This window comes from Mesorhizobium sp. WSM4810 (assembly GCF_055811235.1).
Genome location: NZ_JBVVQV010000025.1, coordinates 27,575 through 51,792 on the forward strand (window position 1 = coordinate 27,575; position 24,218 = coordinate 51,792).

Annotated in this window: 18 protein-coding genes and 3 pseudogenes; 16 read left to right on the forward strand and 5 right to left on the reverse strand. The window is 57.5% G+C overall.

Going from position 1 to position 24,218, the window contains the following annotated elements; genetic code table 11:
- Window positions 1-134 precede the first annotated feature (134 nt).
- From AC0L3O_RS27505 to AC0L3O_RS27515, 3 genes are all read right to left on the reverse strand, one after another.
- Window positions 135-302 carry a transposase gene (locus tag AC0L3O_RS27505; protein ID WP_473617161.1) on the reverse strand — a complete coding sequence of 56 codons (168 nt, stop codon included), beginning with the start codon at window positions 300-302 and terminating at the stop codon, window positions 135-137.
- A gap of 287 nt (window positions 303-589) precedes the next feature.
- Window positions 590-784 carry an SDR family NAD(P)-dependent oxidoreductase gene (locus AC0L3O_RS27510; RefSeq protein ID WP_473524434.1) on the reverse strand — a complete coding sequence of 65 codons (195 nt, stop codon included), beginning with the start codon at window positions 782-784 and terminating at the stop codon, window positions 590-592.
- Window positions 785-839: 55 nt separating this feature from the next.
- A complete protein-coding gene (locus tag AC0L3O_RS27515; protein ID WP_473617226.1) occupies window positions 840-1,625 on the reverse strand; it encodes an acetoacetate decarboxylase in 786 nt (261 codons plus the stop codon).
- A gap of 1,223 nt (window positions 1,626-2,848) precedes the next feature.
- Here AC0L3O_RS27515 and AC0L3O_RS27520 point away from each other — a divergent pair.
- From AC0L3O_RS27520 to AC0L3O_RS27560, 9 genes and pseudogenes are all read left to right on the forward strand, one after another.
- A complete protein-coding gene (locus AC0L3O_RS27520) occupies window positions 2,849-3,715 on the forward strand; it encodes a radical SAM/SPASM domain-containing protein (protein ID WP_473617163.1) in 867 nt (288 codons plus the stop codon).
- A gap of 1,217 nt (window positions 3,716-4,932) precedes the next feature.
- On the forward strand, window positions 4,933-6,237 hold the full coding sequence (locus AC0L3O_RS27525) for a lysine N(6)-hydroxylase/L-ornithine N(5)-oxygenase family protein (protein WP_473617227.1): 1,305 nt from the start codon (window positions 4,933-4,935) through the stop codon (window positions 6,235-6,237).
- 198 nt (window positions 6,238-6,435) lie between these two features.
- Window positions 6,436-7,288, forward strand: a pseudogene (locus AC0L3O_RS27530) (phytanoyl-CoA dioxygenase family protein).
- 508 nt (window positions 7,289-7,796) lie between these two features.
- Window positions 7,797-8,630 (forward strand): class I tRNA ligase family protein, encoded by an 834-nt coding sequence (locus AC0L3O_RS27535; RefSeq protein ID WP_473617164.1) that lies wholly within the window; start codon window positions 7,797-7,799, stop codon window positions 8,628-8,630.
- 17 nt (window positions 8,631-8,647) lie between these two features.
- Window positions 8,648-9,541 carry a class I tRNA ligase family protein gene (locus tag AC0L3O_RS27540; protein ID WP_473617165.1) on the forward strand — a complete coding sequence of 298 codons (894 nt, stop codon included), beginning with the start codon at window positions 8,648-8,650 and terminating at the stop codon, window positions 9,539-9,541.
- A gap of 391 nt (window positions 9,542-9,932) precedes the next feature.
- Window positions 9,933-10,094 carry a hypothetical protein gene (locus AC0L3O_RS27545; RefSeq protein WP_473617167.1) on the forward strand — a complete coding sequence of 54 codons (162 nt, stop codon included), beginning with the start codon at window positions 9,933-9,935 and terminating at the stop codon, window positions 10,092-10,094.
- Window positions 10,095-12,026: 1,932 nt separating this feature from the next.
- On the forward strand, window positions 12,027-12,230 hold the full coding sequence (locus tag AC0L3O_RS27550) for a CCE_0567 family metalloprotein (protein WP_473617168.1): 204 nt from the start codon (window positions 12,027-12,029) through the stop codon (window positions 12,228-12,230).
- Window positions 12,227-12,544 (forward strand): ferredoxin III, nif-specific, encoded by a 318-nt coding sequence (gene fdxB / locus AC0L3O_RS27555; protein ID WP_473617169.1) that lies wholly within the window; start codon window positions 12,227-12,229, stop codon window positions 12,542-12,544. The genes AC0L3O_RS27550 and fdxB overlap by 4 nt, the downstream gene beginning before the upstream one ends.
- A 93-nt stretch (window positions 12,545-12,637) precedes the next feature.
- Window positions 12,638-12,919, forward strand: coding sequence for an exopolysaccharide production repressor protein (locus AC0L3O_RS27560; protein ID WP_473617228.1), 282 nt, complete (start codon window positions 12,638-12,640; stop codon window positions 12,917-12,919).
- A gap of 103 nt (window positions 12,920-13,022) precedes the next feature.
- Here the strand turns inward: AC0L3O_RS27560 and AC0L3O_RS27565 are convergent.
- Both AC0L3O_RS27565 and AC0L3O_RS27570 read right to left on the reverse strand, forming a co-directional pair.
- Window positions 13,023-13,268, reverse strand: a pseudogene (locus AC0L3O_RS27565) (helix-turn-helix domain-containing protein); the annotation flags it as partial.
- A gap of 712 nt (window positions 13,269-13,980) precedes the next feature.
- Window positions 13,981-14,352: a hypothetical protein gene (locus tag AC0L3O_RS27570; RefSeq protein ID WP_473617171.1), complete on the reverse strand. Its 372-nt coding sequence runs from the start codon at window positions 14,350-14,352 to the stop codon at window positions 13,981-13,983.
- Window positions 14,353-15,366: 1,014 nt separating this feature from the next.
- Between AC0L3O_RS27570 and AC0L3O_RS27575 the strand changes: the two genes are divergently transcribed.
- From AC0L3O_RS27575 to AC0L3O_RS27605, 7 genes and pseudogenes are all read left to right on the forward strand, one after another.
- Complete coding sequence (locus AC0L3O_RS27575) at window positions 15,367-17,049, forward strand: GMC family oxidoreductase (protein WP_473617172.1); 1,683 nt, start codon at window positions 15,367-15,369, stop codon at window positions 17,047-17,049.
- Between the two features lie 561 nt (window positions 17,050-17,610).
- Window positions 17,611-18,543 (forward strand): isopenicillin N synthase family dioxygenase, encoded by a 933-nt coding sequence (locus tag AC0L3O_RS27580; RefSeq protein WP_473617173.1) that lies wholly within the window; start codon window positions 17,611-17,613, stop codon window positions 18,541-18,543.
- Between the two features lie 228 nt (window positions 18,544-18,771).
- Window positions 18,772-19,338, forward strand: coding sequence for a GNAT family N-acetyltransferase (locus AC0L3O_RS27585; protein WP_473617175.1), 567 nt, complete (start codon window positions 18,772-18,774; stop codon window positions 19,336-19,338).
- A 216-nt stretch (window positions 19,339-19,554) separates the two neighbouring features.
- Complete coding sequence (gene ectB / locus AC0L3O_RS27590) at window positions 19,555-20,919, forward strand: diaminobutyrate--2-oxoglutarate transaminase (protein ID WP_473617176.1); 1,365 nt, start codon at window positions 19,555-19,557, stop codon at window positions 20,917-20,919.
- An 83-nt stretch (window positions 20,920-21,002) separates the two neighbouring features.
- Window positions 21,003-21,143: pseudogene (locus AC0L3O_RS27595) on the forward strand (IS110 family transposase); the annotation flags it as partial.
- Window positions 21,131-21,358, forward strand: coding sequence for a hypothetical protein (locus AC0L3O_RS27600; protein ID WP_473617231.1), 228 nt, complete (start codon window positions 21,131-21,133; stop codon window positions 21,356-21,358). The pseudogene AC0L3O_RS27595 and the gene AC0L3O_RS27600, both read left to right, overlap by 13 nt.
- A gap of 1,323 nt (window positions 21,359-22,681) precedes the next feature.
- Window positions 22,682-24,019, forward strand: coding sequence for an LLM class flavin-dependent oxidoreductase (locus tag AC0L3O_RS27605; RefSeq protein ID WP_473617177.1), 1,338 nt, complete (start codon window positions 22,682-22,684; stop codon window positions 24,017-24,019).
- Window positions 24,020-24,218: the final 199 nt, after the last annotated feature.

Genomic DNA, 24,218 nt, shown 5'->3' on the forward strand with positions numbered 1-24,218 from the left:
TGTCCTGCCGGCCATCTCCCCCGGGGGGGAGATGGCAGCTTCACTGGCGGCTCCAAACTTCTAGCCTTGGAGATTGGCGAAAGCAGCGATGACGGCCAATCTCCCCCCTTGCGGCCCGGGCTATCGCACTTGAGTCATGAGTAGAGATAAGCATCGTTCCAGCCTGCACGCATCATTTTGCCGCGCATGGTGTCCTTTTTGCTGTCGGCTCGAAAGGTATTGAGGCAGAAGCGCCGAAGCAGAGCGAGGTTTTCGGGGCCGTGACCCTTTCTGGTCCGGTAGTCGTCCTCGCGGAAGATCATGTCGAGCTGCCAGCGCAGGCCATTCTCGACAGCCCCAATGACGGCGCACGACGGCGAGCAGGTCGTTGGCGGACATCGGCGAGAGCACATAGAGGCAGCGCTCTTCCTGCCGTTTGCGGTCGACCACATGCGTGCGCTTGACTTCGCCGATGGCCGCGAGGCCGGCAAAGCCGTGCTTGCGGCCAAGTCCTGGCGCACGCACGACACGCGCCGTCCGCCGCTCCAGGTGTCCGTGGCTCACCTCCTCGGTAACGGCCAGCGCCGCCTGGGGCGTTGGCCGTCCTGCGTCAGCCGCTTTCCACCTGCTCCTCGTTGCTGACATCCATGCCAACCCCGAGCGCACGTTTGCCCATCGGATCGATCTCGGACGCGGCCTTTTGCGCCGGGCTGTGATCACGATCCGCAATGGCCACTCTCGCCCCCTCGCGAGCGAATATGAGCGCAATCTCTTTGCCGATGCCGCTCGCGGCTCCGGTGATCATCGCCACCTTGTCGAGAACCCGGCCAACCCCGCTAGCGTGCTTGTAAGATGAAATTTCATTCTGCGAACACACGGGTTCTTCCTTTCCGATAGTGAGGCTCGGCTTCCGCGAGGTAGTCGTGGACGACCTCCCCGAGCGCGAGCGTGAGATCGGCGACGATGTGAACCGCCGAAACGACTTCCAGCACCGGCAGCTCGGCGACTGGGGCCAGGGCGTGGGACCAAAGGTTCAGGGCTGCCGGACCAGTCCACGCACCTCTGAGCTCGACGTCCTCCAAGTGATATTCCACGAGCTCACAGATGCGCGGCGTGCCGTCGACATGCGGAATGATTTTGAGGAGGAAGTTCGGTTCGGCGAGCGAGGCCTTTACGCTCGCGAGGTCCGCGGCTCGGTGCTTGTAGCCCATGGTACCAGTCGCGACGCGGACCGGGCCGTAGTCGAGCGTGCCCACCAGAGTGTCGGTTTCGGTCCGAAGAGTCGGACTTGCGAGCTTCTTGGGAAAGCCCCACAGCTCGCGCCCGCCGGCAATCGGCGGATGGTCGTTGAGAAACATGCAATGGGTGTAGCTGCCCTTGCGTCCGCGGAACGTGACCGGGATGACTTGCCCGCTTTCCGTATAGTCGCCGAAGCCGGTCGAGTCCGGCATGCGAATGAACTCGAATTTCACGAGAGCTTCGCGCACCCGAAGCGGCTCCGGCACGAGGTCGCGCAGTTTCTGCGGATCGGTGCGATAGGTGATGATCAGATACTCCCGATTTCGGAAGCGATATGGGCCGGCCGGGTAGGCCGGGCTGGTCAGGGGCATAGCGAAAGCTCTCCCACGGACGGTATCTTGGTGCATGTTTGAAATTCCTTTGTGCTGGATCAAGTGGGCTTAGATCGGTCTGCATGATGGCGGCGAGGCTCTCCGAGGTGCTGTCGTAGCCTCGTAAGGGATGCATGGCGTAATCGCGCGTAGCCATTTTGCGCCGGGCAATTGCATTGGGGCGCGATCATTGGCGATGGTCGGACGCGGTTCCATGGCTACGGTTGTGGTCGAGACGCAAGATCCGAGGTAAAGTGATTTTGTTCCTCATTTGAAGGCGCTGCTTTCCGTCTGCCCTCGTGATAGGAGGAGGTGGAGTGGCGGCCAGCTCCGATTTTTCGTTATGACGGGGTTTGCGGATCGATGCGCATGCGCCATGCCAAATGAGAAATCGTTCGAGGCCCCGCAGGACAGACGGCCTCGGCGAGCCAGTCGAGAGAGAAGGTCTTCGCCTCACGCGGATCAGATACGAATTCCCGAGCACTGCGGTGATGTAGCAGGAAGGCCTGCGACGCCACCAAACCTCTGTCGCGAAAATATGGAGGTGACGCGGTATCCGCCGTCTAGCGAAACAGCATACGCAGCATCCGGCAGCACGCACTCGACGGCCGGGCCTCACGCCGGCTTCAGGAGAAAAGATCAGCTATGAGCCGGCAGGCAATCGCTGCACGCGGCGGTCAGGTCGTGTAGATCTTCCGCGCACACAGCCGGCGCCGAAATGATGCTAGATGATGAGCCGACGCCAACATTACCGCAGGGGAGACAGCCAAGTCTGTCCTCAAGCGTCTGACGATGAGTGATCCAGTCCATAAGCTGACAGCGACAAAAAAACATGTCTGGTCCAAACACCGGCCGCCTTGGGCGAGAGGTTCTCGAAGCCTACTCATGCAGTTGCTGCGGCTAAGCGCGCTGGCACGGCCTTTGCTGGAGATGCGGCAATATTGAGTGGGGGCTGACCGCATGAGAACGCGCGATACGATTGATGGTCTGCTACGCCATCTCGGCGGCGCGCCCGCTCAACGGTCACGGCTACACCTTTGGCAATGGCTGACGCGCGACATTGCGGTTGCGCCGCCCTGCCGCGCCGATGTGCCCAAAGTTCGTTCATAGTTCGCTCGGCAGATTGAGGAAGCCGGCCGTTGACTGCTGCCCAGGCGGAGATGGCTGGGTTCATTCGGAACGTCTTGACCGTCGGTATCATGAGCCAAAGACACCATGCTGGACGTTATGAATGGCCAGACGAGTGGGAGTCATAACAAATGATTTTACCGGAACTGCGCTCTGCTATCCCAGCCGGCAGAGTTTTGGAGATAACGACGACCACAGGATGCATCGTGGGATGTTCATATTGTCCGCAGGACAAGTTCGCTGACCGGCAAAGAAAAGTATCTGATACGAAGCATCTTAGTCTTGGAGATTTCAAGCGCTGTCTGGCGCGCGTACCAACCTCCGTCGACATTAGTTTTGCCGGGTATTCTGAGCCATGGCTCAATCCGGATTGCACCGAAATGGTCGAGCACGCTTTCGCCAAAGGCCACGGCATCAGGATTTTCACGACGCTTGTGGGAATGAAGGGGCGGGATCTACAACGCTTGCAGGCGCTGCGGTTGGGGGTATTCGTGGTTCATGTTTTTGATGATGGCGCCCACATGAATAGCCGCCTTGTCGGAGACAAGTATCGCGATTTGGTTGGTCAACTCGTCGACGCCGACATCCCATCAATTCGATTCGTAGTTTTGGGCGAGCCCCATCCCGATATCGCCGACATTATCCCTGCCGAAGCCCTAGTTCGCGCGCGACCGGTGAGCAGCAGGGGTGGAAGCGTAAATCCCAAGATTGTAGAACCACGGCAGCCAGTCGTCGGAGCGCTGATATGCGTGGACGAACGACAGTATCGGAATGTTCTCCTTCCAAACGGCGAGGTTACTCTCTGCTCCATGGATTTTGAGCGGCGTCACGTACTGGGCAACCTTCTATGCGACGAATACGGCGATCTCTTTAAAAGCCCAGTTTTTTGCGAAATCGTCGATCGCATGAACGGGGCGGATGGTTTTCTGCTCTGTAGGATGTGTGAATTTGCCGATCCAAACGACCGGCTGCTGACTGGGTGCCGGCCGACCGCCTGAGAGAGGCGGGCCGGCGAATGCTGCTTTGGACTGCAAATGCCCGGCGAAATCATTGCGTTTTTCGCGTCACGCGAGCGTGATCCCGTACGCGCGGGAGTCGGCCTCGATCATTTACGAGGCGAGCTCATCGAAAGTAGTCGTCGGCCTCCAATCGAGCCTGATGGCCGCCTTGGAGGCATCACCGATCAGCAGTCAACCTCGATTGGCCCGAAACAACGTTTGTCTATTTAGATCAGCGCCTGGTTATTCCTGCGTTCGCGGCCCAACTCGTCAACACCTTCGCCTTCCCAGAATATCTCCTTCCCGACCCGCCTGGAGGCAGCCTCGACAAAGCTGCGGACGAATGCGTCTCACTGGTCGCGAGCACCGTCAGGCTCGTGGTGCTGCAGGATGGGGCACACGGCCTCGACATAGCTGTGTGACCGTCTTTAGCTGGATTCTGCGTCTCAAAAATCCGGATCTCGCCTCCATCTTCCGCAAGAGCGAGAGACCTCCTGGGACCCCCGGCTTCCGAAGGCGCCTTTTCAGATTCCCGCCGCGAGAAGTGGCAAGAGCCTTTTTCCGCGCCACAGTGCATGAACCTGGGTTGCTGGCCGTCCTAAGGGAAAATTCCGATGCGAAGCTGCCCTATTAGCTACCGGCTCCTGGCAAGAGGACGGCGACGCGGCAAATCGGCCACCGGCGCAAGGTTTCCCCCTCATTGTCGGATACCCGACAGGATCGCGCACCCGCTAACCGTTGCTTTCATGAAAGTTTCCTTCTGGCACGTTCGATGCAGGGGATCTTCCGAACACATCAGCGGATGCCCTCCTATGAGCAGGCTCAGGGAAAAATGCTGTCGCCGCATTCGAGACCGCGCCCTCGCTGACCGCCAAGTCGGCCAAAGGTCGGCGCATCATGGTGGAGGCGGGCGACTTCGCCCGTTAAAACACGGAATAAGGTTGGAAACCATCTCGGTGACTGAGATGCGATCATCGAAGCGGGCGGAGATACGTCGATCCCGTCCACGCACACAAGTCGTGGACATGAGTGTCGATCTCATCACTTGGCCGGGATCCATGGGCTTCGTACCCGACAATACGAAAGCGCGATCAAACTCTAGCAAATCCAGCAGCACCGAGGTCGAGAATGCCCGCATGGACAGTAAGCCCAATGGGCATGGCCGGTATTCGCCGCGAACATCACCTAATTGGGAAACACCTATAGGAGCAAGGCAAGTGGAACTCTCTTGCGTTGGAGTGGGTGCTGGGCCTTCTAATTTGAGCCTTGCGTGCCAGATGCACGAGCAAATTGGGCAAGGGGCACTGTTCTTGGATCGGCAAGTCGACTTCCGCTGGCACCCAGGCAGCGCATTCGATTCCTCGGAGCTCCAGGTCAGCCACTTCAAGGATTTGGTCACGCTGGTGAACCCGCGATCAGCCTACACTTTCGTGAACTACCTGCATGAGAACGGGCGTCTGTACCACTTCCTGAATGCACAGTTCGAAGCCGTGCTCAGAGCTGAGTTCGAGCAATACCTGAACTGGGCCTTCTACAGGAACCCGCTTGTCCGCGGCGGCGAGACGGTGCGCGAAATCCGCTTTGACGGCGAGTTTCGGGTGCGCACCGATAAGGCGGTTCTCGGCGCCAGAAACGTCGTGGTCGGCATTGGCAAGCAGGCGCATATTCCGCCGCAGTTTCAGGGCTGGACTGGACGCAATCTGTTCCACTCATCTGAATTGCTGCATATTCATCCTGAGGTGCACAAAAAGCATGTCTGCGTGGTCGGCGGGGGACAGTCCGGAGCCGAGGTGCTGTTGCACCTTGTTGGTCTGCCAAAAGAACGGCGGCCTGTCTCGATAACCTGGGTCTCGCAGCGCGAAAACTACCTGCCCATCGACAACAGCCCGTTCACAAACGAGTTGTTCATGCCCTGCTTTTCGAATCGTTTCGCGGCAATGAGCGAGCCGCAGCGCAAGCTGTTCCTGCGGCGCTTCGTGCTTGCTTCGGACGGCATTTCGGAAAGCATGTTGCGCACGATCTATCAGGCGCTATACCGCCACGCGTTTCTAGAGCCAAACCGATGCGAAATCACACTGCGGCCGGGCTGCACTGTCTCGCATTGCATCAACGCCGGCGCGGGCCATAGACTCACCCTGCAGCACGGCATGGAGGAGGTCGAAGAAGTCACGGCCGACATCGTGATCCTGGCCACCGGTTACGAGAACGCGGAGCCAGGCTTCTTGGAACCGATGGCGGACCGGCTGGAAAAGATCGACAACGAATTGGCTATTCGCGAAGATTTTTCAGTGTGCTGGGACGGACCGCGTGACAGCCGCATCTTCGTACAGAACGCGAGCCTAGGACAGCGTGGGCTGGCTGATCCGAATCTAAGCCTGTTGGCCTGGCGAGCGCGTCGCATCCTCGACAGCCTTCTGGGACGCGCGCCGCGCGCCAACCCCGAGCATCCCGGCTTCATCAGCCCTACCTCTGTCGAGAGCTGGTCCGACACCGTCGCAGAAGAAATGGGCAGCGGGATATGACCGGCCGACTGCGGATCATTGGCGGTGGCATCCAAGGAATGATTCGCCTTCACTGCAGCGAGGCCTGAGAGCGAGACGCACTTAGCGTCGTCCCATATGCCGTGGAGTACTGTTTCCGTCGACCCACAACCTGACCAGCGCCCGATTGCCTAACCGGAACGTTCGACCAACCAGTATTTCCAACAGGAGGATTTTCGCATGTTGACTGATGCACAAAGAGAAAAGTGGCACAAGGCGCATATGTAAGGCTCGAAAGATTCTTCGATCCCGCAGCTCTGGAACGTATCTCCAGCTTTGTTGAAGATGTATCAGGCTGGGATGTCAGCGATGATAATTGGCTCATGTGGTTTGAGAAAACGACGGACAATCGAAAGATCATCTCCAAGACCGAAAATCTTCTAGCCTTCCATGATCCGTTGCGTCATTTGCTCCTAGGAGATCAGCGCATACAGTCTGCGGTCGAGGATTTGCTTTGCGAAGATTTGCGCAGGCTCAAGGAGTTGCTGATTTTCCACTATCCCGACAGCGGCGGCTATCGCCCGCATCGGACATTTATCACATTCCACACAGACTCCCCGACCGGATGTCGATGCGGTCGTTGCCATAGGCATCGACGACTCCGACCCGGGCAACGGCGGGCTTTTCTTCAGCCCCGGCAACCACCAAGAAGGGGATATTTCCCATGGATGCCGGTGGGGTGATTGATCCTGAGGTCGCCGAAACATTCTCCTGGGAACCCGTAGTATGGAAGGCTGGCGACATCTTCATCTTCGACGATTACGCACCGCATTACTCGCAGCCGAATAAAAGCAATCGTTCGCGGCGGACGCTCTACTTGGTCTTCCAGCGTGCTTCAACCGGTGGACCGACCCGCGCTGAATATAATGTGCTTAAGCGCGTGCTTAATCCGCCAGAGGGCAAAGTGGCCGATCTAGACAATCTCAAGCCGCCAAACGGAATTTTCTATCGCGATTTAGCTCACGCAACCAGACCGAGGCATGCACGCGAAACTGATCGACCGCTCAAAAAATGCGGGAAGCATGCGTTTTGACTTGTGGGCTACTGGAGTATCGCCGCAGCCCCGTTACGACGCTTCGGCACGTCGGATGGAGGTAGTCGCCGGGCGGTCTTCTCTGACGCCTAAAACCTACTGGCGCGCCCGTCTTCGCCCGCCTGTGGGCTAGAGCCGGATTATTCTCGCGGGGGCCGCCAACGGGTCCGGGCTGCCGCCTCTCTTCCCGACTTGCAGCAGAGGCTGTTGTGTTGGCAGCCGAAGATACCACTGCTTCAACGGCTGAGGTTCGTCATGCGCAAATCCACGTTTTCTCGAACGGAGCTGTCGCGGGCGTTCGGTATCGACATGGCCAAGCTCGGAACGGGAAGCACTGGCACGGGGTTTTCATTCGGAAAGGTTGGGCCGGGCGTCACATGCGAGCCCCATCGGCACGACGAAATCGAGGCCTTCGTGGTCCGTCTGGCGCGGGCAAGGTCAGGACCGACCTTGGGGAAATCCCGGTCGAGGCCGGCGATGTCGTTCTGTTCACCCTTTTGAAGCGCATGTGCTCCGCAACCATTGGCACGAAGACCTAAATTTCGTCGATGTCTACTGGCGTGACGGCAAGGCGGCCCTCGAGTCCGCTGCACCGGTCGCGGCTCCCCGCCGGCCGATCTTCGTCTTCTCCACGCCGCGGACGCCTAATGGCGATCTGCATCTAGGGCATCTTTCTGGCCCTTATTTTGGCGCCGATGTCTACACGCGTTTCCTGCGCGTGAAAGGGGTCGAAGCCTATCACCTCACTGGAAGCGACGATTACCAGAGCTACGTTGCCACGCGTGCCGATGCCGATCAATCGACGCCCGCAAAGGTGGCGCGCCACTATGCGGGCGAGATTCGCACCACGCTTGCACTTCTTGAATGCGAGGTCCACAGCTTCCTACCCACGTTGGGCGATGACGGTTATGCAGAGTTTCAAGCCGCGTGTTTCCATAGTCTTCTGAGCAGCACGGCGGTAGATCTGCGCGAGAGCCCTGCGTTTTTCGATGCAGTGACAGGCGACTACCTTTACGAATCGGATGTAAGCGGCCTCTGCCCCGATTGCGGCGGCTCCACGAGCGGCAACATCTGTGAGGAATGCGGCTCGCCGAATCTATGCCACGACTTGCGTGCAGCCAGGTCCCGTCAATCGGCCGAGGCGCCGGCGGTCGGCTCCGTGCTCCGTGCCGAACTTGCGCTGGAACGATGCTACGACAATATCGACCGGCATTTAAGGGCGTCAGGCGCCCCCGCTCGGATCATGGACCTTTTCGCGCGTCTGCGCCAACGCGGCGACTTTTCCGTGCCCCTCACCCGTCGGACTGGGGCCTACCGGCCGAGGAGCTCCCGGGGCAGGTAACCTGGGTCTGGCCAGAGATGGCTTTTGGTTTTCTTTACAACATCCAGGTGCTGGCTAGCTCGCTCGGTCGAGATTGGAATGCGGCCCTGCCCAGCAATGACTGGGAGATTGTCCATTTCTTCGGCTTCGATAATTCCTTCTACCACGCGCTACTTTGTCCGGCGCTTTATGCTGAGGTCTTCTCTCACTGGACGCCGCGCATCCGGTATCATGTGAACGAGTTCTACCTGCTTGACGGCCAGAAGTTCGCGACCAGCCGCGGCCATGCGGTCTGGGGCAAAGAGGTTCTGGGCCCAAAGACAGTCGATGTCGTCCGTCTTCATTTGGGCCTGACACGCCCAGAAGGTGAGCGGACGGACTTCACGCTGGACGCGCTACGCCGCACTGAGAACGAGGTGTTCCAAGGGACCTGGCTGAATTGGCTTGATGCGCTGCACCGGGAAATCAAGCAGGACTTTGGCGGCTGTGTGCCCGACGCAGGCGACTGGGCTCCCGCCGATCGCGCTTTCTTTGCTCGGATAGAGATCCATCGCGCGGCAATGGAACGCGCCTATTCGGACAATGACTTCTCGGTCCGGCGCGCGGCCGCGCAGGCCTGCGATTTCGTGAGCGATTGTGTAGTCTACCGACAGGTGCAAGACTATGAAGCGGCGCGACGTCTGTATCCGGCCCGCACCCGCACTTCGGTCGCCCTTCAGACGACTGCCGCTGCGATCCTGGCACAGACACTCGCGCCGCTGATGCCCCGATTCGCCAGCACGCTCGCGCGAGGCGTCGGCGGCATGTTAACCGAATCATGGCCGCGGTCGGTCCAGAGGCTTGCGCCTGCAACGACCTTTGATCTCGGACCCTTGCTGGCGTTCTATGCTAGAGCAGACATTCCTGTTCTCAGCGAGGAGGAGGCAGAATAGCCTATCGTAATTTCGACCAGATCCCGAAGCTTTACTCGCTACCACTGGGTGCCGAAGGCCACTACCGGACCATAGACACAAACACTAGCCGGCCTTAACCAACATATCGTCGAGACGCTGGCCCGCGCCTTGGAGGATCGCTCGATTGACAGCTTTCCAGCGCTTGCCATTCGTGCGGCAAATGCCGAGAGGGCTCCACTGCGCTGACCAGCCGGTCGAGAAGGTCATGTGGTTCGGGGCGCTGGGTCAGCCTAGCGCGCCCTGGATAGTGCCCAATGGCGGGGCAACGCCTCTCGTCTATAGGTATGACCGGCCCCAATTTGCTGGCCGAATGCCTATTCGAGCCAATCGAGCTTCTAAGGACGACGGGCCATCTGCGGCGCAGATTAGTATGGTCGCGCTCGAACGTGAGCCGATCGTGTCGCTCGATACCCGGCTGGAGAAGGGGAGCCAGCGCAGAAACAACCGTACTTTGGTACAGCATTGCGTATTGTCGGCGCTCGACGCCGCGCGGATCGAACGCAATGCCGCCGACTTGGCGATCGGGTGGTGAATTGAATATACGCTGCAAGCTATCATCACATGGCTGCGCTTCTAGACAGCTTGGATCTCGGCGACAGATCACGCACGCTCTGGTGGACGACTGGGCAAGCGTGGGGGCCTTTGGAACGGTCGGATGCCATGTTGCGTTCCCGGTCAAGCTGTCGATCCCGGTTTCGGGCTTTCATCGCGGGGCATGCGCCCCTCGGTGGCAGTGATGCGGCGCCCCATGGGCAGAAGCGATAAGCCCAGCCACATTTGGTCCAAGCCACCGAATCGAAAAGACTTACGTCGTGACCCGTGTCTTGGGCGATGTCACCTTCCGCATGGGGCCGGGTGAGATCCACGACCTTTTCAACGGCATCGTCGGGCTTACCCGTCGCGACACGGGCATCCGCTTCGCCTCGCAGCGGAAGCAGACGCGAAATCCTGAGCACTGCGGTGGTGTACAGGAACCTGTAACGCTTCCCAACTTTTCTCACGAAGATTTGGGAGGTGCATGCGGCAAGCTGCATCCAGCGTCTAGCGAAACAGCACACGCAGGATCTGGTGCAAGGACTCGACGCGCTGCGCCTCGTCGGCCCGAGAAAAGATTAGGCATGAGCCAGCTGCCAGGCGCTGCATACGGGACCCAGTTGTGGAGATCGCCAGCGCATCGCCGGCGCCGAATGATGCTAGATGAGCCGACGCCAACATTACCGCAGGGCAAACGGCCAAGCGGTTCTCGCCCTCAAGCGTCTGACGCATGATGCGTGTCCAAAAGCTGACAGCGGCAAGAAAACATGTCGGGTTCAAAACCAACGCCGTCTTGGGCTTGTGAGGTTTTCGAGGCAGAGCATGCATTTACTACGGGCAAAACGCTGGCACGACGTTTGCTGGTTGAAATCGGCAATACTGAGTGAGGGCTGATCGCATGAGAACACGCAAGACATTGATGGTTCCTAACCGGTGCGTTCCGTTTCTGAGAGATGAACCAGCTCGCGCATAAACGTCAGGAAAGGTGTGGGAATGGAGAACAACATGTTGCGTAGTGGGCCCCCGGCTCCTCCGATCAAAGTGGACGACTGGCTGCGTGGCGAACCCTTACGAACTTTCAGCCCGGCAAGGTGTAGGGATGACAGGTGGAATGGAACCCTGGTCAATTCGCCACTTTCTGCGGCGCGCCCGCAGTAACTATGTCCATGGAGCACAGGGTCGATCGTTTGCTGCAAGTCAAGGCTCGGACCTTAATGACCTACAACCGGATCGCCGCGGCCGCGATATTCGACGCGAATTTTGGCCCGTCGTTGAAGACGTCACAGTCCAGGACGTGTTCAAGGTCGGCCAAAAGGACGGCATTTACGTGGAAACGAGCCCGGCAAGCCGGACGTCGGCTGGGCAAGCGGACCAGACGTCCGCGTACCCGAAAGCAGAACTCCTCCGTTGAGGACGAGACCTGAAATTTAGGAACGAAATGTCTCACGCAGCGATTGGCCCTGCCGGTCAACAAGGACGGAGAGGCCCTTGCCCGCCCGTTGGACAAATGCCTCCTGCGGCTGATCCGTGCTCAGGATTTCCACGGCTCATGCCAATGGAAATCGGACACCGGGCTGCTGGCCGATTTCATCATCACCAAGGAACTGCGCCGGAATATCCAATCATTGGCAGTTCGGATCCGGACGCGCTGTGGAGGCTCGACATGTTTTAGACCGTAGTGGAGCTTGCGATCGAGGAGCGCTCAGGCGTGATGAGATAGTCAACAACAGAAATGAAACCGACCGTGCTCCGGGCGCGTGCTTTTCACGGTCGGGCAGTTCGCCTGTCTGTCGAGGCGTCTACCGGTTCGGCTTCGAGACTCTCCGGAAACTCGCGGATACCGGCGCGAAACTGGTCGGCGATTCGACTGCAGCTATTGCCTATCCCGACGTGGCGCGGGCGTGAAGAAACCGGTTTTCGAGGAAGGATCATGTCGAACCTGGATGAGATGGTGAAGAAAGTCCGAAAGCTTCAACTGCGCGCGGCAATTGCCAAGACGAACTTGCGCGACCTTGCCGAGTGTCTCCCGGTCAAATGGACCGAGATAGAGGAAGTCGCCGAAAGAACGCACGCCGTTTATGCCGAGTTGGATGGTGCCAGGAGAGAGCTCGCCAAAATGAAGACTTTGCGATGAGGAGCACATTCATCAGCCGCGACGGCTCCACATGGGTGCCGGAATATCTGACCGCTATAGATGGCGCGACCTGCATCGGCTGCGGCCGCTGCTTCAAGGTCTGCTCGCGCGAGGTCATGCACCTTCATGGCGTCGATGAGGCAGGCGAAATCCTCGGCGCCTGCGACGGCGGTGACGACGACTTCGATGGTGAGCTCAATCGCATGATCATGGTCGTCGACCATGACGGCCGCTGCATTGGCTGCGGAGCCTGCGGCCGCGTCTGCCCAAAGAACTGCCAGACCCATGTCGCGGCCGACCAGATCGCAGCATGAGCTGCATGATTTGACGAGACAAAAATCAGGAGAACGGCATTGCGCTTCATCACATTTTGTCGGCTCCTCGGGCTGGTCCTGTGCGGCAACGCTGTGACGGTTTACTTCGCCTCGCGTTATTCGTTCCCTCTAGCAGTCGTCACGACGCTGGGCTGTTCGCTACTTCTTCAGCTGGGCTATTTCGCAAGTGTGCTCTTTCTGATTTGGCGATCCAGCTGCGCTGGAAACGCCGGGCAAGGGGCTGAGCTCTTCGATAGGTCCCAGGAAGTTCGCTACCAGTCGCGCGACGATCATGAGCATAGGAATGAAACTCAAGACGTGAACAGCGCAATCAAACGCCGGGCATATTGCTGCTCCTCCCTTGATGCGCCGTAACAAGATCAGAGCTCAGATTCGTCACTTTGTTCAAGTTTGATTATTGACGTAATGGTTCCCTGGTATTGGGGGCTCAGCGGCCTTCCAGAAAAGAACCGAGACTCTAATCGTCGCCGGACGACACTTCAGTGGCGGCCACCGCTTCCTCCAGTTCGATAATCCCGAAGCTTACCGCCTTCATAGCAGCGACCGTTCTGCTGCCCGTGTCCAATTTCCGCATTACGTTTTTTATATGAAAATTGACGGTGTTTTCGGACCTGTTAAGTATTCTCCCTATCTCCCAGGACGATTTCCCTCTGGCTGCCCAGAGTATGCACTCTATTTCCTTGGCAGAAAGCAGGGGAACTTCTTGTACCTGAGGGCGTTCCATTGTTCTTCTCCGCAACCGTTTGCGACGAATATTGTGAACGACGCACAAAGCTGCGGCTAAGGCTCGCGCTCCGTCCTTAGCAGGTCGGCCTTAGATCTTTATCACGGAGTTGCCCTAGGGAGAGTTATCGGAACGTGAAATTATTTATTCGTTATATTGCGCAATTTAAAAAGGTGAAACATCATATATTGTGCATGTTTGTGTATGGATTTCCCGAAAGTCGGTCTGATCCAGTTGATAAGGTGAGCGTGGCTCCTGGTCCGCCCACCAATCCGATGGGAGGACGAACATCTCGAGGGCAATCCTTTCGACTTGCATTGGTAAAATCAAACCTCAGTTCCCTGTGCCTCGTCGCTTGAGCCGGCGATCCCCGCGGTCGCGTGTATGTCGCGTCCGATGCCTTCTTGGAACCTGCCGGATGCCACATGCCAATGGCCATTGCGGTCTTGACCAGCGCTACGCAGGACCACAGCGTCGCCGGAATGGCGGCAGCTCAAAGCGTTAGCGTAGCAATAATGCCACCGAACCTGTCGCCAACCCGAGCTCAACCTCCATAGAATTTGCAACTTGGTCGTTTGATAGTCACTGAGGCGCTGAGGCTCACGCATGGTAGAGACTCTCGAATGTGTAGTATTTGGAAATTCCATTCACCGGGCCGAGAGATCTCATACCGTATCCCATTCCGGCTCGATCAGTCTTGCGATGCGGCCCATGATCGAGAGTCGGCTGTCGCCACAGTATTCTCACCGGGCGCCCGCAGTGATGAGGCACGAACCGTCTTCAACAATTCGTCTCGCGTCAGCCAAACGAGCCAATCGTCGTCATCTATCCCGTGCGCGGGCATGTGCAGGACTGATCCGTGTGGCTCCTGATGTAGATACCCATATTGATCGGCAACGCCTTTTTTGATGTGCCAATCGGCAACCAGCGCATAGATGAAGTCCGGCGACCATTTAGCCCATGCTAGTCCAAATGCAATGCGACCGATAAAGCTAGAGAGACCGCGGCCTCTGAAGTCATCGCGCAACCAGATGTCGCCATGATAGGCGACCAGCCCAGTCATGCTGCGGCCAGTGGGCGCATCGCAGCGAGACGAGGAGCCAGGCCCGGCTATGAAGGTGGGATCCGCGAACCAGGCTCTCAACGAGCCAAGGTGTCCAGCAACGTCTGTGTCGGACAGATGATATAGACGCATTGCTTGGACATGCGCTACTCTTCCATCCCGATCCCGCCCGACGATCCAAAAGGCCTTTCCAGGCCGAAGATGAGAACAGTCGGGACGGAAACTTGGATACGTCGGTGACTTCCCGGGAAGTCTTCTGGTAATCCCAACGTACTCTTCAAAATCTTCGCCCATGGTAATGTGAAGGCCCATCTTGCGCCCCAACTCGTCTGCCCCACAGATGCACCTCGCAAGCTCTAGGGTCGTGACGTTGCTCTGCATGTCGATGCACCCTTCAGTGCGCTGAACACACCATGGCTTGTAGAGTTTGCGGGAAAGCACTGATACTACGGTATCTGGTGGTTGACGCGTCCGCTTATAGGCGGGAATGACTTTAGCATGAGGAACAGCAAGCGCACGGAACATAGGAGATCCGCTTCGGGATCCTCGCTCGTCCGAGCGCCAGGCCTTAAAGCGGCGCGCACACGGTCTCGCCACGGGTGGCGCAACGTGCCGGCGCGAGCTGGAGAAGATCGGCCAGGTCGCATCGGTGGGGTGACTGCAAGATAGCGGCTAAACTTGGCGGAATTGCTGCGTCATTTGCGGAACCGATGCGTTCTTGATCTGCGTCGGCTTTGAGGGCTCGCCTCGGCCCTTCGGTAATTTCCCTATCTGAGGAGTTTAATTCAAGTTACCATTCTCAGTAAGGAATCCCCTACATCACTCGGCCATCTCGATATTCATCCACTTTCCATCCTAGCTGATTCTCGGCCTCTCACCAACTACTAGGGTGTACTGTGGATTTCCCACGGCACCATCAGGTATTTTGCTGCCTGACGAATGATCCTCTGCGGGGGAGCCTAATGGTGCCCGGTATCCCTCGTCCGAGCATCATGCAGGTAGTGGGAGGCTTGTGTGGTTTTCGATTATATCGTGATCGGTGGCGGTTCCTCTGGATCCGTCATGGCGAGCAGGCTCTCCGCCGATGGACATCGCGTACTGCTGATCGAAGCCGGTCCTGATACGCCCCCGCATGCCGTCCCTGATGACATCCTGGAAGGCAATCCAACACGTGCTTACTTCAATCCTGGTTATCAATGGCCTTCGCTCGACGCGACCACGGTCCGGGATGGCCGCAAGCCCATTCATTACGAGCAGGCCCGGGTGATGGGCGGCGGCTCCAGCATCAATGCTCAGGTGGCTAACCGCGGTGGTCCCGAAGACTACAATGACTGGGCCTCGAGCGGTGCAGCGGGCTGGAGTTGGGAGGAGGTTCTACCCTACTTCCGTCGCCTCGAATGCGATCTGGATTTCGGCGGCGAATTTCACGGCAAGGCTGGTCCGCTGCCAATAAGACGGGTGCGGCGATCAGACTGGTCCGGCTTTATCCGAGCGGTATCGAGAGCGTATGAAAATGAGGGTATTCATTTCAGGCCGGACTTCAATGGGGTCTTTGGAGACGGCTACTCCGTCGTTCCCTTGACCAACCGAAACGGCCACCGCGTTTCCGCTGCGATGGCCTACTTGTCCGAGAGCGTCCGCTCTCGACCCAATTTGACAATCTTGCCGGCAACGACGGTTGTGCGTCTGGCCTTTTCAGGCCGCGCCATTGCGGGGGTCGAGACGGAAAACAACTTCGGCCAGCAGTCGTATCTCGCTTCCAGCGTGATCCTCTGCGCCGGAGCTATCCACTCCCCCACCATATTGATGCGCTCCGGGGTCGGCCCGGCCGAGCATCTGACAAATCTCGGTATTCCCGTTGTTGCAGATGTAAGAGGTGTGGGCCAGAACCTTCAAGAACATCCAGGGATTGCCGTTTCGGCGTATTTGAAGCTGGGCGACCGCATGGCGCCTAATGTGAACGGCCACATCCAGATGCACGCCCGTTACTCGTCGGGCTACAATGGGTGCCCGTCGACCGACATGGCAATATCTGGGGTTGCCAAGTCGGCCTGGCACCCGCTGGGCAAGCGCCTCGGCTCCCTCTATTTGTGGGTCAACCGAGCCTACTCGACAGGAACGATTGTGCTCAAGGATCGCTCTCATACCGTAGAGCCGCAGGTAGATTTCAACTGGTTGAGCGACAAGCGGGACGCCGAGCGACTGAAGCAGGGATTCTGTTTCATGGCCCGCCTACTGAAGCAGGATTCCCTGTCGACGGTCGCGCTTGACCCGTTTCCGTCATCTTGGAATGCACGAGCGAAGCAGGTCAGCAAGGTCAATTGCGTTAATTACGGGCTAACCTCGGTGCTTGCTTTGCTCATGGACAGTTCTCCACGCTTGCGCCGCGCCCTCATTAGCCACGTCATGACCGATGGTCATAGCATTTCAGATCTGATCAACAACGAGGAGCGTCTCGATCGATTTGTCCGACAGAATGTGACCGGCAACTGGCATCCGACCTCGAGCTGCAAGATAGGGCCAGCTTCCGACGCTGCTGCGGTGACTGATCCGTCGGGCCGTGTTCGTGGCGTTTCGGGCTTGAGGATTGCCGATGCTTCGGTGATGCCGTTCTGCCCCCGCGCCAATACAAACATTCCAACGATCATGGTGGCTGAGAAGATGGCTGACGCAATTTTGAAAGAAGACCGGGAATAGTCAGCGAAAAGGTCATCAAAAAAGCTTTTTGTGGCCGGGGTCATCTTTCGCCAAGCCGATCCAGGTTTATGAGCTGTCAAATGCCAGACAATTCCCGAAGAGGTAACTTGCCGCCGCTTCCACTCACACGCATTTGGGAATTCCGTCCCTATCAACATCCATACTACTGCTTGCTGTTGCGCATTGCCAACGCACTGGAGCGTGGTGGTCGTGGCGTCTGTATCGACATCACAAGGCCATACGGGCTGCGTGTACGCCGTCCACACCGAGTCCAGCGTGAAATTTGGGCAGATTTCGCGCATATCGTCGAACATGCTTTCGCATTGGCAGGAAGTGCTCATCGCACTTATGAACTCGAGGGGGGTCATAGACTTCGCCTGCTGGGATGTGAAATGACATAAATGAATTGCACAGTAATGTTGCATATTCTTAATGTATTTTCTGTTGCGCCGGCGGGTAATATAGAGGATATCGCTGATGATAAAGAATAGACCTGTGTGGGCAGGACAGACTTTGGTTTAGATAACCCCAAAGGTCACACACACCGACGGAGGAGCGACTATGACTACGCTGCCGCAAATTTCATTGGCGAAACTGTCGTCCGACGCAACGCGAGGTGAAGAGCAACAGCGCTTACGCACGGCGTGCGAGGAGTACGGGTTCTTCTACCTTATCGAACACGGAATCCCGAAGGAGCAGATCGCAGAAGCGATCGACGCTTCCCGGCGTTTCTTCGCGTTGCCACTGGCTACGAAGGAACGCTATGGTCACGCCTTTCAAAACGTCCACCCCACCACCGCCCGTGGATACAGTCCGTTGCACGGTGAAATGCTACATCCCGAGGCTGGGCCGGACCCAAAGGAAATGTTCGACCTCGGTATCGAGAATGAAAGCGACCGGCGTCCATTTGCCGGACACACACGCCTTCCGGACGACGCCTTAGCTCCAGGTTTCGCGCGCAGCCTCCTTGCTTTGCAGGCTACCGTGCTTAATGGCGTCGTCCCGCAGCTCGGGAACGCGCTGGCCGACCTGCTCGATATGGAAAAAGGCTGGTTCCGACGCTATTTCAGCCCGCCGACGGTTCTGCAACGCGTGATCCGCTATCCGTCTACCGGTGGCGCGGCCGCTAAGCATACCGACAATGGCTTTTTCACGCTGCTGCTGCAGGAGGAACTCCCCACGCGCTCCTTGCAGGTGTGGTTCCACGGGCGTTGGATACCGGCGCCAACCCTCCCCGACAGCATCGTGGTAAATCTGGGCGACATGCTTCAGGTCTTGAGCGATAACCGGTTCAAGAGTACGCCGCATCAGGTGGTGCACAGTGGTCCGGCCGAACGAATTTCCCTGCCCTTCTTTATCTATCCCGACATCGACGCTCGCCTGACTTCCCGACAAGGCAATCACACCTTTGGTGTCGCGGAAATGATGCTGCGCAACTACGAGTCGATATGGGAAAAGGGGAATGGCGCTGGACGCGCTCGAGAGTTGCTGTAAGTGGCCGAACTCTTACGTTCGCAAGATTCACACAGGCGTTTAATCCGAACGCGTTTGACGCGCTATGAATGTCGACAAGCTGCTGCGGCTACAGGTTTACCAAGAAGACGCTTCGCAGCTCGTCCGATGGCGGCCCCATTCAGTCAAGAGCTGGGTTTCCAGGACATCGTGGGCGTACGTTCGTTGTGGTGCCGCTTGTTGACAAGTGCCTCGAAAATGGACCTTTTCATGCATATCCTGGAAACGCCACGGTTAATCCTCAGGCCGCCCTCGCATGGCGACGAGTTTCTTCTGCATGGACTTCATAGCGATCCGTTCGTGGCAAACGCTATCGGGGATGGAGCCTGTCCGACGAGAGAGCAATCGAAAGCCGCATTGCTTCGGTTCATGAATGATTGGCAGCATAACGGTTTTGGTTTTTGGATGGTGTTCGTCAAAAGCGAAGGTCGGTCGAGAAAATTCGCTGGTTATTGTGGGTTGGCGTGCAGCGGCCAGAATCTACCCGAAGATCCGAACAACGTGGAGCTAGTATACTGCGTCCACCTTGCGGCCTCGGGGAAAGGGATCGCCCCCGAGGCTGGCAGGGCAGCAATCCAATTTGCATTCGAGTATTTGGCGCTTGAGCAGGTCACTGCATTTATTCGCCCAACCAACACGCGTTCGCTTCGTGCAGCTCCGAAAGTCGGACTTTGCTACATCCGAGATAGAATTTACAACAATATGATTATGAGATATTTTGAGGCGTCTCCTGTAACTGTGGTCAAACAGAAGTGTTACGCGTTTCTCCCTGCGTGAAGTTAAAAGCTATTCCAAGTGGTTAGTGCTGCGACCGAAGCGCATGGCGAGTAAGCTGCTTAACTCAAGGGTCTTACCAGAACGGCTAGACTGATGGGCGCGAGGCCAAGCCGCCGCGCAGAGGACTAGACACCGATTGATGTGCAGGATTCGCGCTTCGACCCACCCATTATCTACAGGCCTGAAACGCAGGCAGATTCTAGAGGATCTGTCCGCATGAGCAAGGAGAGTGCCGCTATGCCCAATAGATGCTCGCCTTCGAAGGGTTCGACCATCGCGATTTTTGAGCGCCTCGAGTCTGAGGTGCGCGGCTACATTCGATCGTTTCCGATCCTGTTCGACCGCGCGGTTGGCACTACCCTCATAGATACAGACGGTCATGAGTATCTCGACTTCTTCGCTGGGGCAGGCGCCCTCAATTATGGGCACAATAACCCGGCCTTCAAGCAACCGTTGCTGGATTACATTGAGCGCGACGGAATCGTGCACGGGCTTGACCTTGCCACCAGCGCGAAGAAGGCCTTCATCGAGGTCTTTGAACGGTGTATTCTGAAGCCACGTGGTTTGAATTACAAATTGCAGTTCACTGGACCCACGGGTACAAACGCGGTCGAGGCGGCACTGAAGCTGGCCCGCCAAGTGACCGGCAGGTCGAACGTCGTCGCCTTTAGCAATGCATTCCACGGCGTCAGCGCTGGATCATTGGCGGCGACCGGAAACAAAGAATACCGCAGTGCCGCAGGCTTTCCCATCGCGCACGTTACATTCCTGCCTTATGATGGTTACCTCGGCCCCTCAGTTGACACGCTCGATTCCTTTGAGAAGCTTCTCAACGATCCTAGCAGCGGGCTCGATAAACCTGCCGCGGTTATTTTGGAGGCGGTCCAAGGTGAAGGAGGCATCAACCCTGCTAGTTTTCAATGGCTGCAACGGCTGCGTGAGCTGACGTCGCGACACAAAATCCTGATGATCCTCGATGACATCCAGGCGGGTGTCGGTCGCACCGGCAAATTCTTCAGTTTTGAAGCGGCTGAGATCGTCCCGGACATCGTCACTCTGTCAAAGTCCTTGTCGGCGATTGGAACGCCGATGTCCCTCGTTCTTCTGAAACCCGAGCTGGATATTTGGTCGCCTGGCGCCCACAGCGGTACGTTCAGAGGCAACAACCTTGCTTTCGTTACTGCTCGCGCGGCGCTTGAGACCTATTGGGCCGACTCCAAGTTTGAAGAGGAAATCGCGAGTAAGTCAATCATTCTAGCGGAGGAACTCAAGTCAATTGTGAACGATTTCCCTCACCTTGGTTTGAGTGTGCGCGGCCGGGGATTGATGTACGGACTCGTTTCCCAAAAGCTCCACTCATTACCGGTCCTAATCTCCCGCGAAGCTCTTCATCGCGGTTTGGTCATCGAGACCTGTGGTGGGTACAATGAAGTTCTTAAGTTCCTTTTCGCTCTTACTATTACCGAGGCTGCTATGCGCCATGGTCTCTCAATTGTTCGCGAGAGCATTGCCGCTGTACAGGACAATACGAATAACAATCGGGCCCAAATCACTGCAGACCTTGATTTGATCCGTAGCTGACCTGATGTGGTGGACGGCTCCGCTCCCGGCCTCGCAATTTGCCAAAGTGTGACTGTCGAAAGTCACATAAGGGAGAGCCGTCCATGGAGAAGGTTAGCACAGTCGGTTTGGATATCGCCAAACACGTCTTTCAAATCCACGGTGTAGACGCGTTGGCGTGGTAGTCCTGCTGGTTTCTTCAACGCTTGCCGTGCCTAGTGGGAATCGAGGCGTGCGCGACCGCAGCCGAGATCACTGCGCTCGATCAATCGACGCGTTCCGACCGCGACCGCGCGTCCAGCGGCCCACGCTCGCCGTCCACCTGCTGCAAATCGCCACGCCTGGCGGCTATCTCGCCCGCAAGCATGTCCTGCCTCCCGGCAACATGGTCGTCTGGCGCGGCATGACCTGCTTGCACGACATCGCCATCGGCATCTCCATTGGATCAAGATGTGAGTAATCGGAAGTTGGCGAAAGCTTCACCGGATGCGTACACAGGATCATGCCGTGGAGGACGCGAGCGTTGCCGGTCCGCGCAAAACCTTTCTCGCGCCTGCGTTGGCCGCTCTCATCCGGCGCTCCGCTCGGTCCCGGCATACGGGCGACGGCTCCCCGATCACGCAGGCCGAGTGAGAGAATCTCATTCACCAGCATGTCCGCAGTCTCAATACCGACACCGATTATCCGCGAAAGAAGGCGAACCATTGCGAGCGGACCCTTCTCCGTGTCCGGAACGACCGGAGCTGCCGCAGCCGCTCCTTTTTCAATCTCGTGGAGTTGTTCGCGCAACAGGTGAAGCCGTCCGAGATATGGCGCAACTCGGCTCGGCTTGCGTTCTGGCGGGGCATACCTTAACCGCCGTATGCAGAGCCTCCAGTTTCTCGGCAGCTTTGCGCAGATGGGGTTTGAAGGCCCGAATGCTGAGCGAGCGAGGATTGCCTTAATGGGGTTGACATCCGTGTACGTTCGCGGACGAGACTGTCTCGTTCACGGTTCGGACGGCGGGCTCCTCCTCATTGATGGGCTGGCGGCATGGCTGCCATGCTGCAGTGGCGCTTCTCGCCCCGCAGTCAGCCAAGAAAGGCGCATTAGCAGTTCGGTATCGAGGCGATCGGCCTTGGGGCGCCGATGTTCGCGGGACACCGCGACGCTCTATGGATGTATGACATACGCCTCCATAGCGTGCGGCTGGAGCTCGCCGGACTTCGCGCCCGACTTGGATGACTTCGCTGCGCCAGCGGCGCAACAGCCTGAGCACCGAATCCGGGTCGGCATCGAGCTTCGTTGAGAGGTGCGCTCAAAGCCAGGGACCGTCGCAGCAATGAGCCACCTTGTCTGGCTCTTCCCACTCACTGCGGCCTTCAAGGGGAGCAAGGGATTTTCGTGCATCAAAGGATGGTGACATCGGGCGCCACCTTGGGTAGCTGCTCAGCAGGGCCGAGGGTGCCACCCACTCGCCGCAATTCGCCGCCGTTAGTCTGGGGGGTGCAAGCGGAATGGCTGAGCTATTGATCACGACCAACTACCACCTTTAGTAGGTGCATTGCTGTCACTCTTCAGGTACTTGGATAAAGCGATTTTGGGGAGACAGGCCTATTCGAAGCCGTTACTTGAGGGACTCTGGGTTCCAGAACCCGGCGGTGAGTGTTGCACGCAATTCTATCAGGCAGATCATCGTGACTGCCAGGAATCGAGCGTTAAGGCTAGCTGTCTGCTTACCGGAGGAACACGGCCGCGAGAGCGTTGTTGGTCAGGATAAAATCTTTTGTGACGGAGATGCCGCATGCGACGCAACGGTGAAATGAAGCTCGGGCTTTATCTTACGCGAGGGGCGGGATATCACCAAGGTGCATGGCGCGATCAGGACGCGCCAGCCAACAGCGGAGCTGACATCGACCAGTATGCGAATTTCGCCGCACTTGCCGAAGGCGGCGCGTTTCATTTCGTGTTTCTTGCCGATCATCAGGGGGTGATGGTTGATGATGCAGCCCTCGCTCGTCTAAGTGACATTAATGGGCTCGAGCCTATTACTCTGTTGTCGGCGCTTTCATCGAAAACACGGGACATCGGCCTTGTTGCGACAGCGACAACGACGTACTGCCAGCCCTATGTTCTTGCGCGCATGCTCGCATCACTTGACCATTTATCTCGGGGACGCGCAGCCTGGAACATAGTCACATCGGCAAGTAATTTCGAAGCTCAAAATTTTGGTGAAACGGACCTTCCCGACCACGAGTTCCGCTACGCTCGAGCAAGGGAATTCGTAAGTGTGGTCAAGGGTCTTTGGGACACGTGGCAGGACGACGCTTTAGTTTGCGACAAGCAAAGTGGTATTTACACTGACACTACAAAGCTGCATCTGCTCAATCATCGAGGCAACCACTTCTCAGTTAAAGGTCCACTTAACATTGCAAGACCCCCCCAAGGCTACCCCGTGTTGGTTCAGGCTGGTGCATCTGATGCCGGGATTTCGTTCGCTGCAGAAGTGGCCGAGGTTGTGTTCACCGCCGAGCCGTGTTTAGAGAACGGAAAAAAATACTATGCACATCTCAAGGATACAGCGCGCGCATGTGGAAGAGAGGTGCTAGTCATGCCGGGCATAGTGCCTATCGTGGGGAGGAGCAAGCAAGAAGCATCTGAGAAACTTGTAAAACTGCAGTCGAACACCCACATCGACGTTTTAATCGGGGAGGCGAACCTGTTTTTGGGATCTGTCACCGACCTGCGTTCGGTTGATCTTGACGCGTTTGTCCCCGAAGTTCTGCCGCAGACCAATTTCATCCAGAGCCGGCAGAAACTTCTCATCGACTTGGCGGCGCGGCAGAAGTACACCTGGAGACAACTAGTCCGTTTGATTTCGGACAGCCGCGGCCATCGGATGGTTGTTGGAACTCCCGATGAGATAGCCAACGCCATGATCGATGTATTTGATCAATATGCGGCTGACGGTTTTAACATATTGCCGGCGAGCGCTCCTGGCGAAATCAAGGACTTTGTTGAACTCGTCGTTCCAGAGTTGCGCCGAAGGGGAAAATTCAGGTCCGGATACTTTGGACAGACTCTGAGAGAGAACCTCGGTCTAAAACGGCCACCCGACCGGCCGGCGCAGGCTGGAGTTTGAAGTCAGCAGGCAATCGCCCCAAGGGGGCGGGAGGTCCTCGATATAGGCCGGTGTGAAGGGGTCTGCGACATGGTTGTTGTGTAAGACCGTCCCACTTCCGCCGATGAGGTGGCTCGCCCTACACTCCGCGTCCGAGGGTTGCTTCTCTATTCGGCGTGTTGAAGTCAAGCCCTTGTCGAGCCTTCCATTTCGCCGGCGT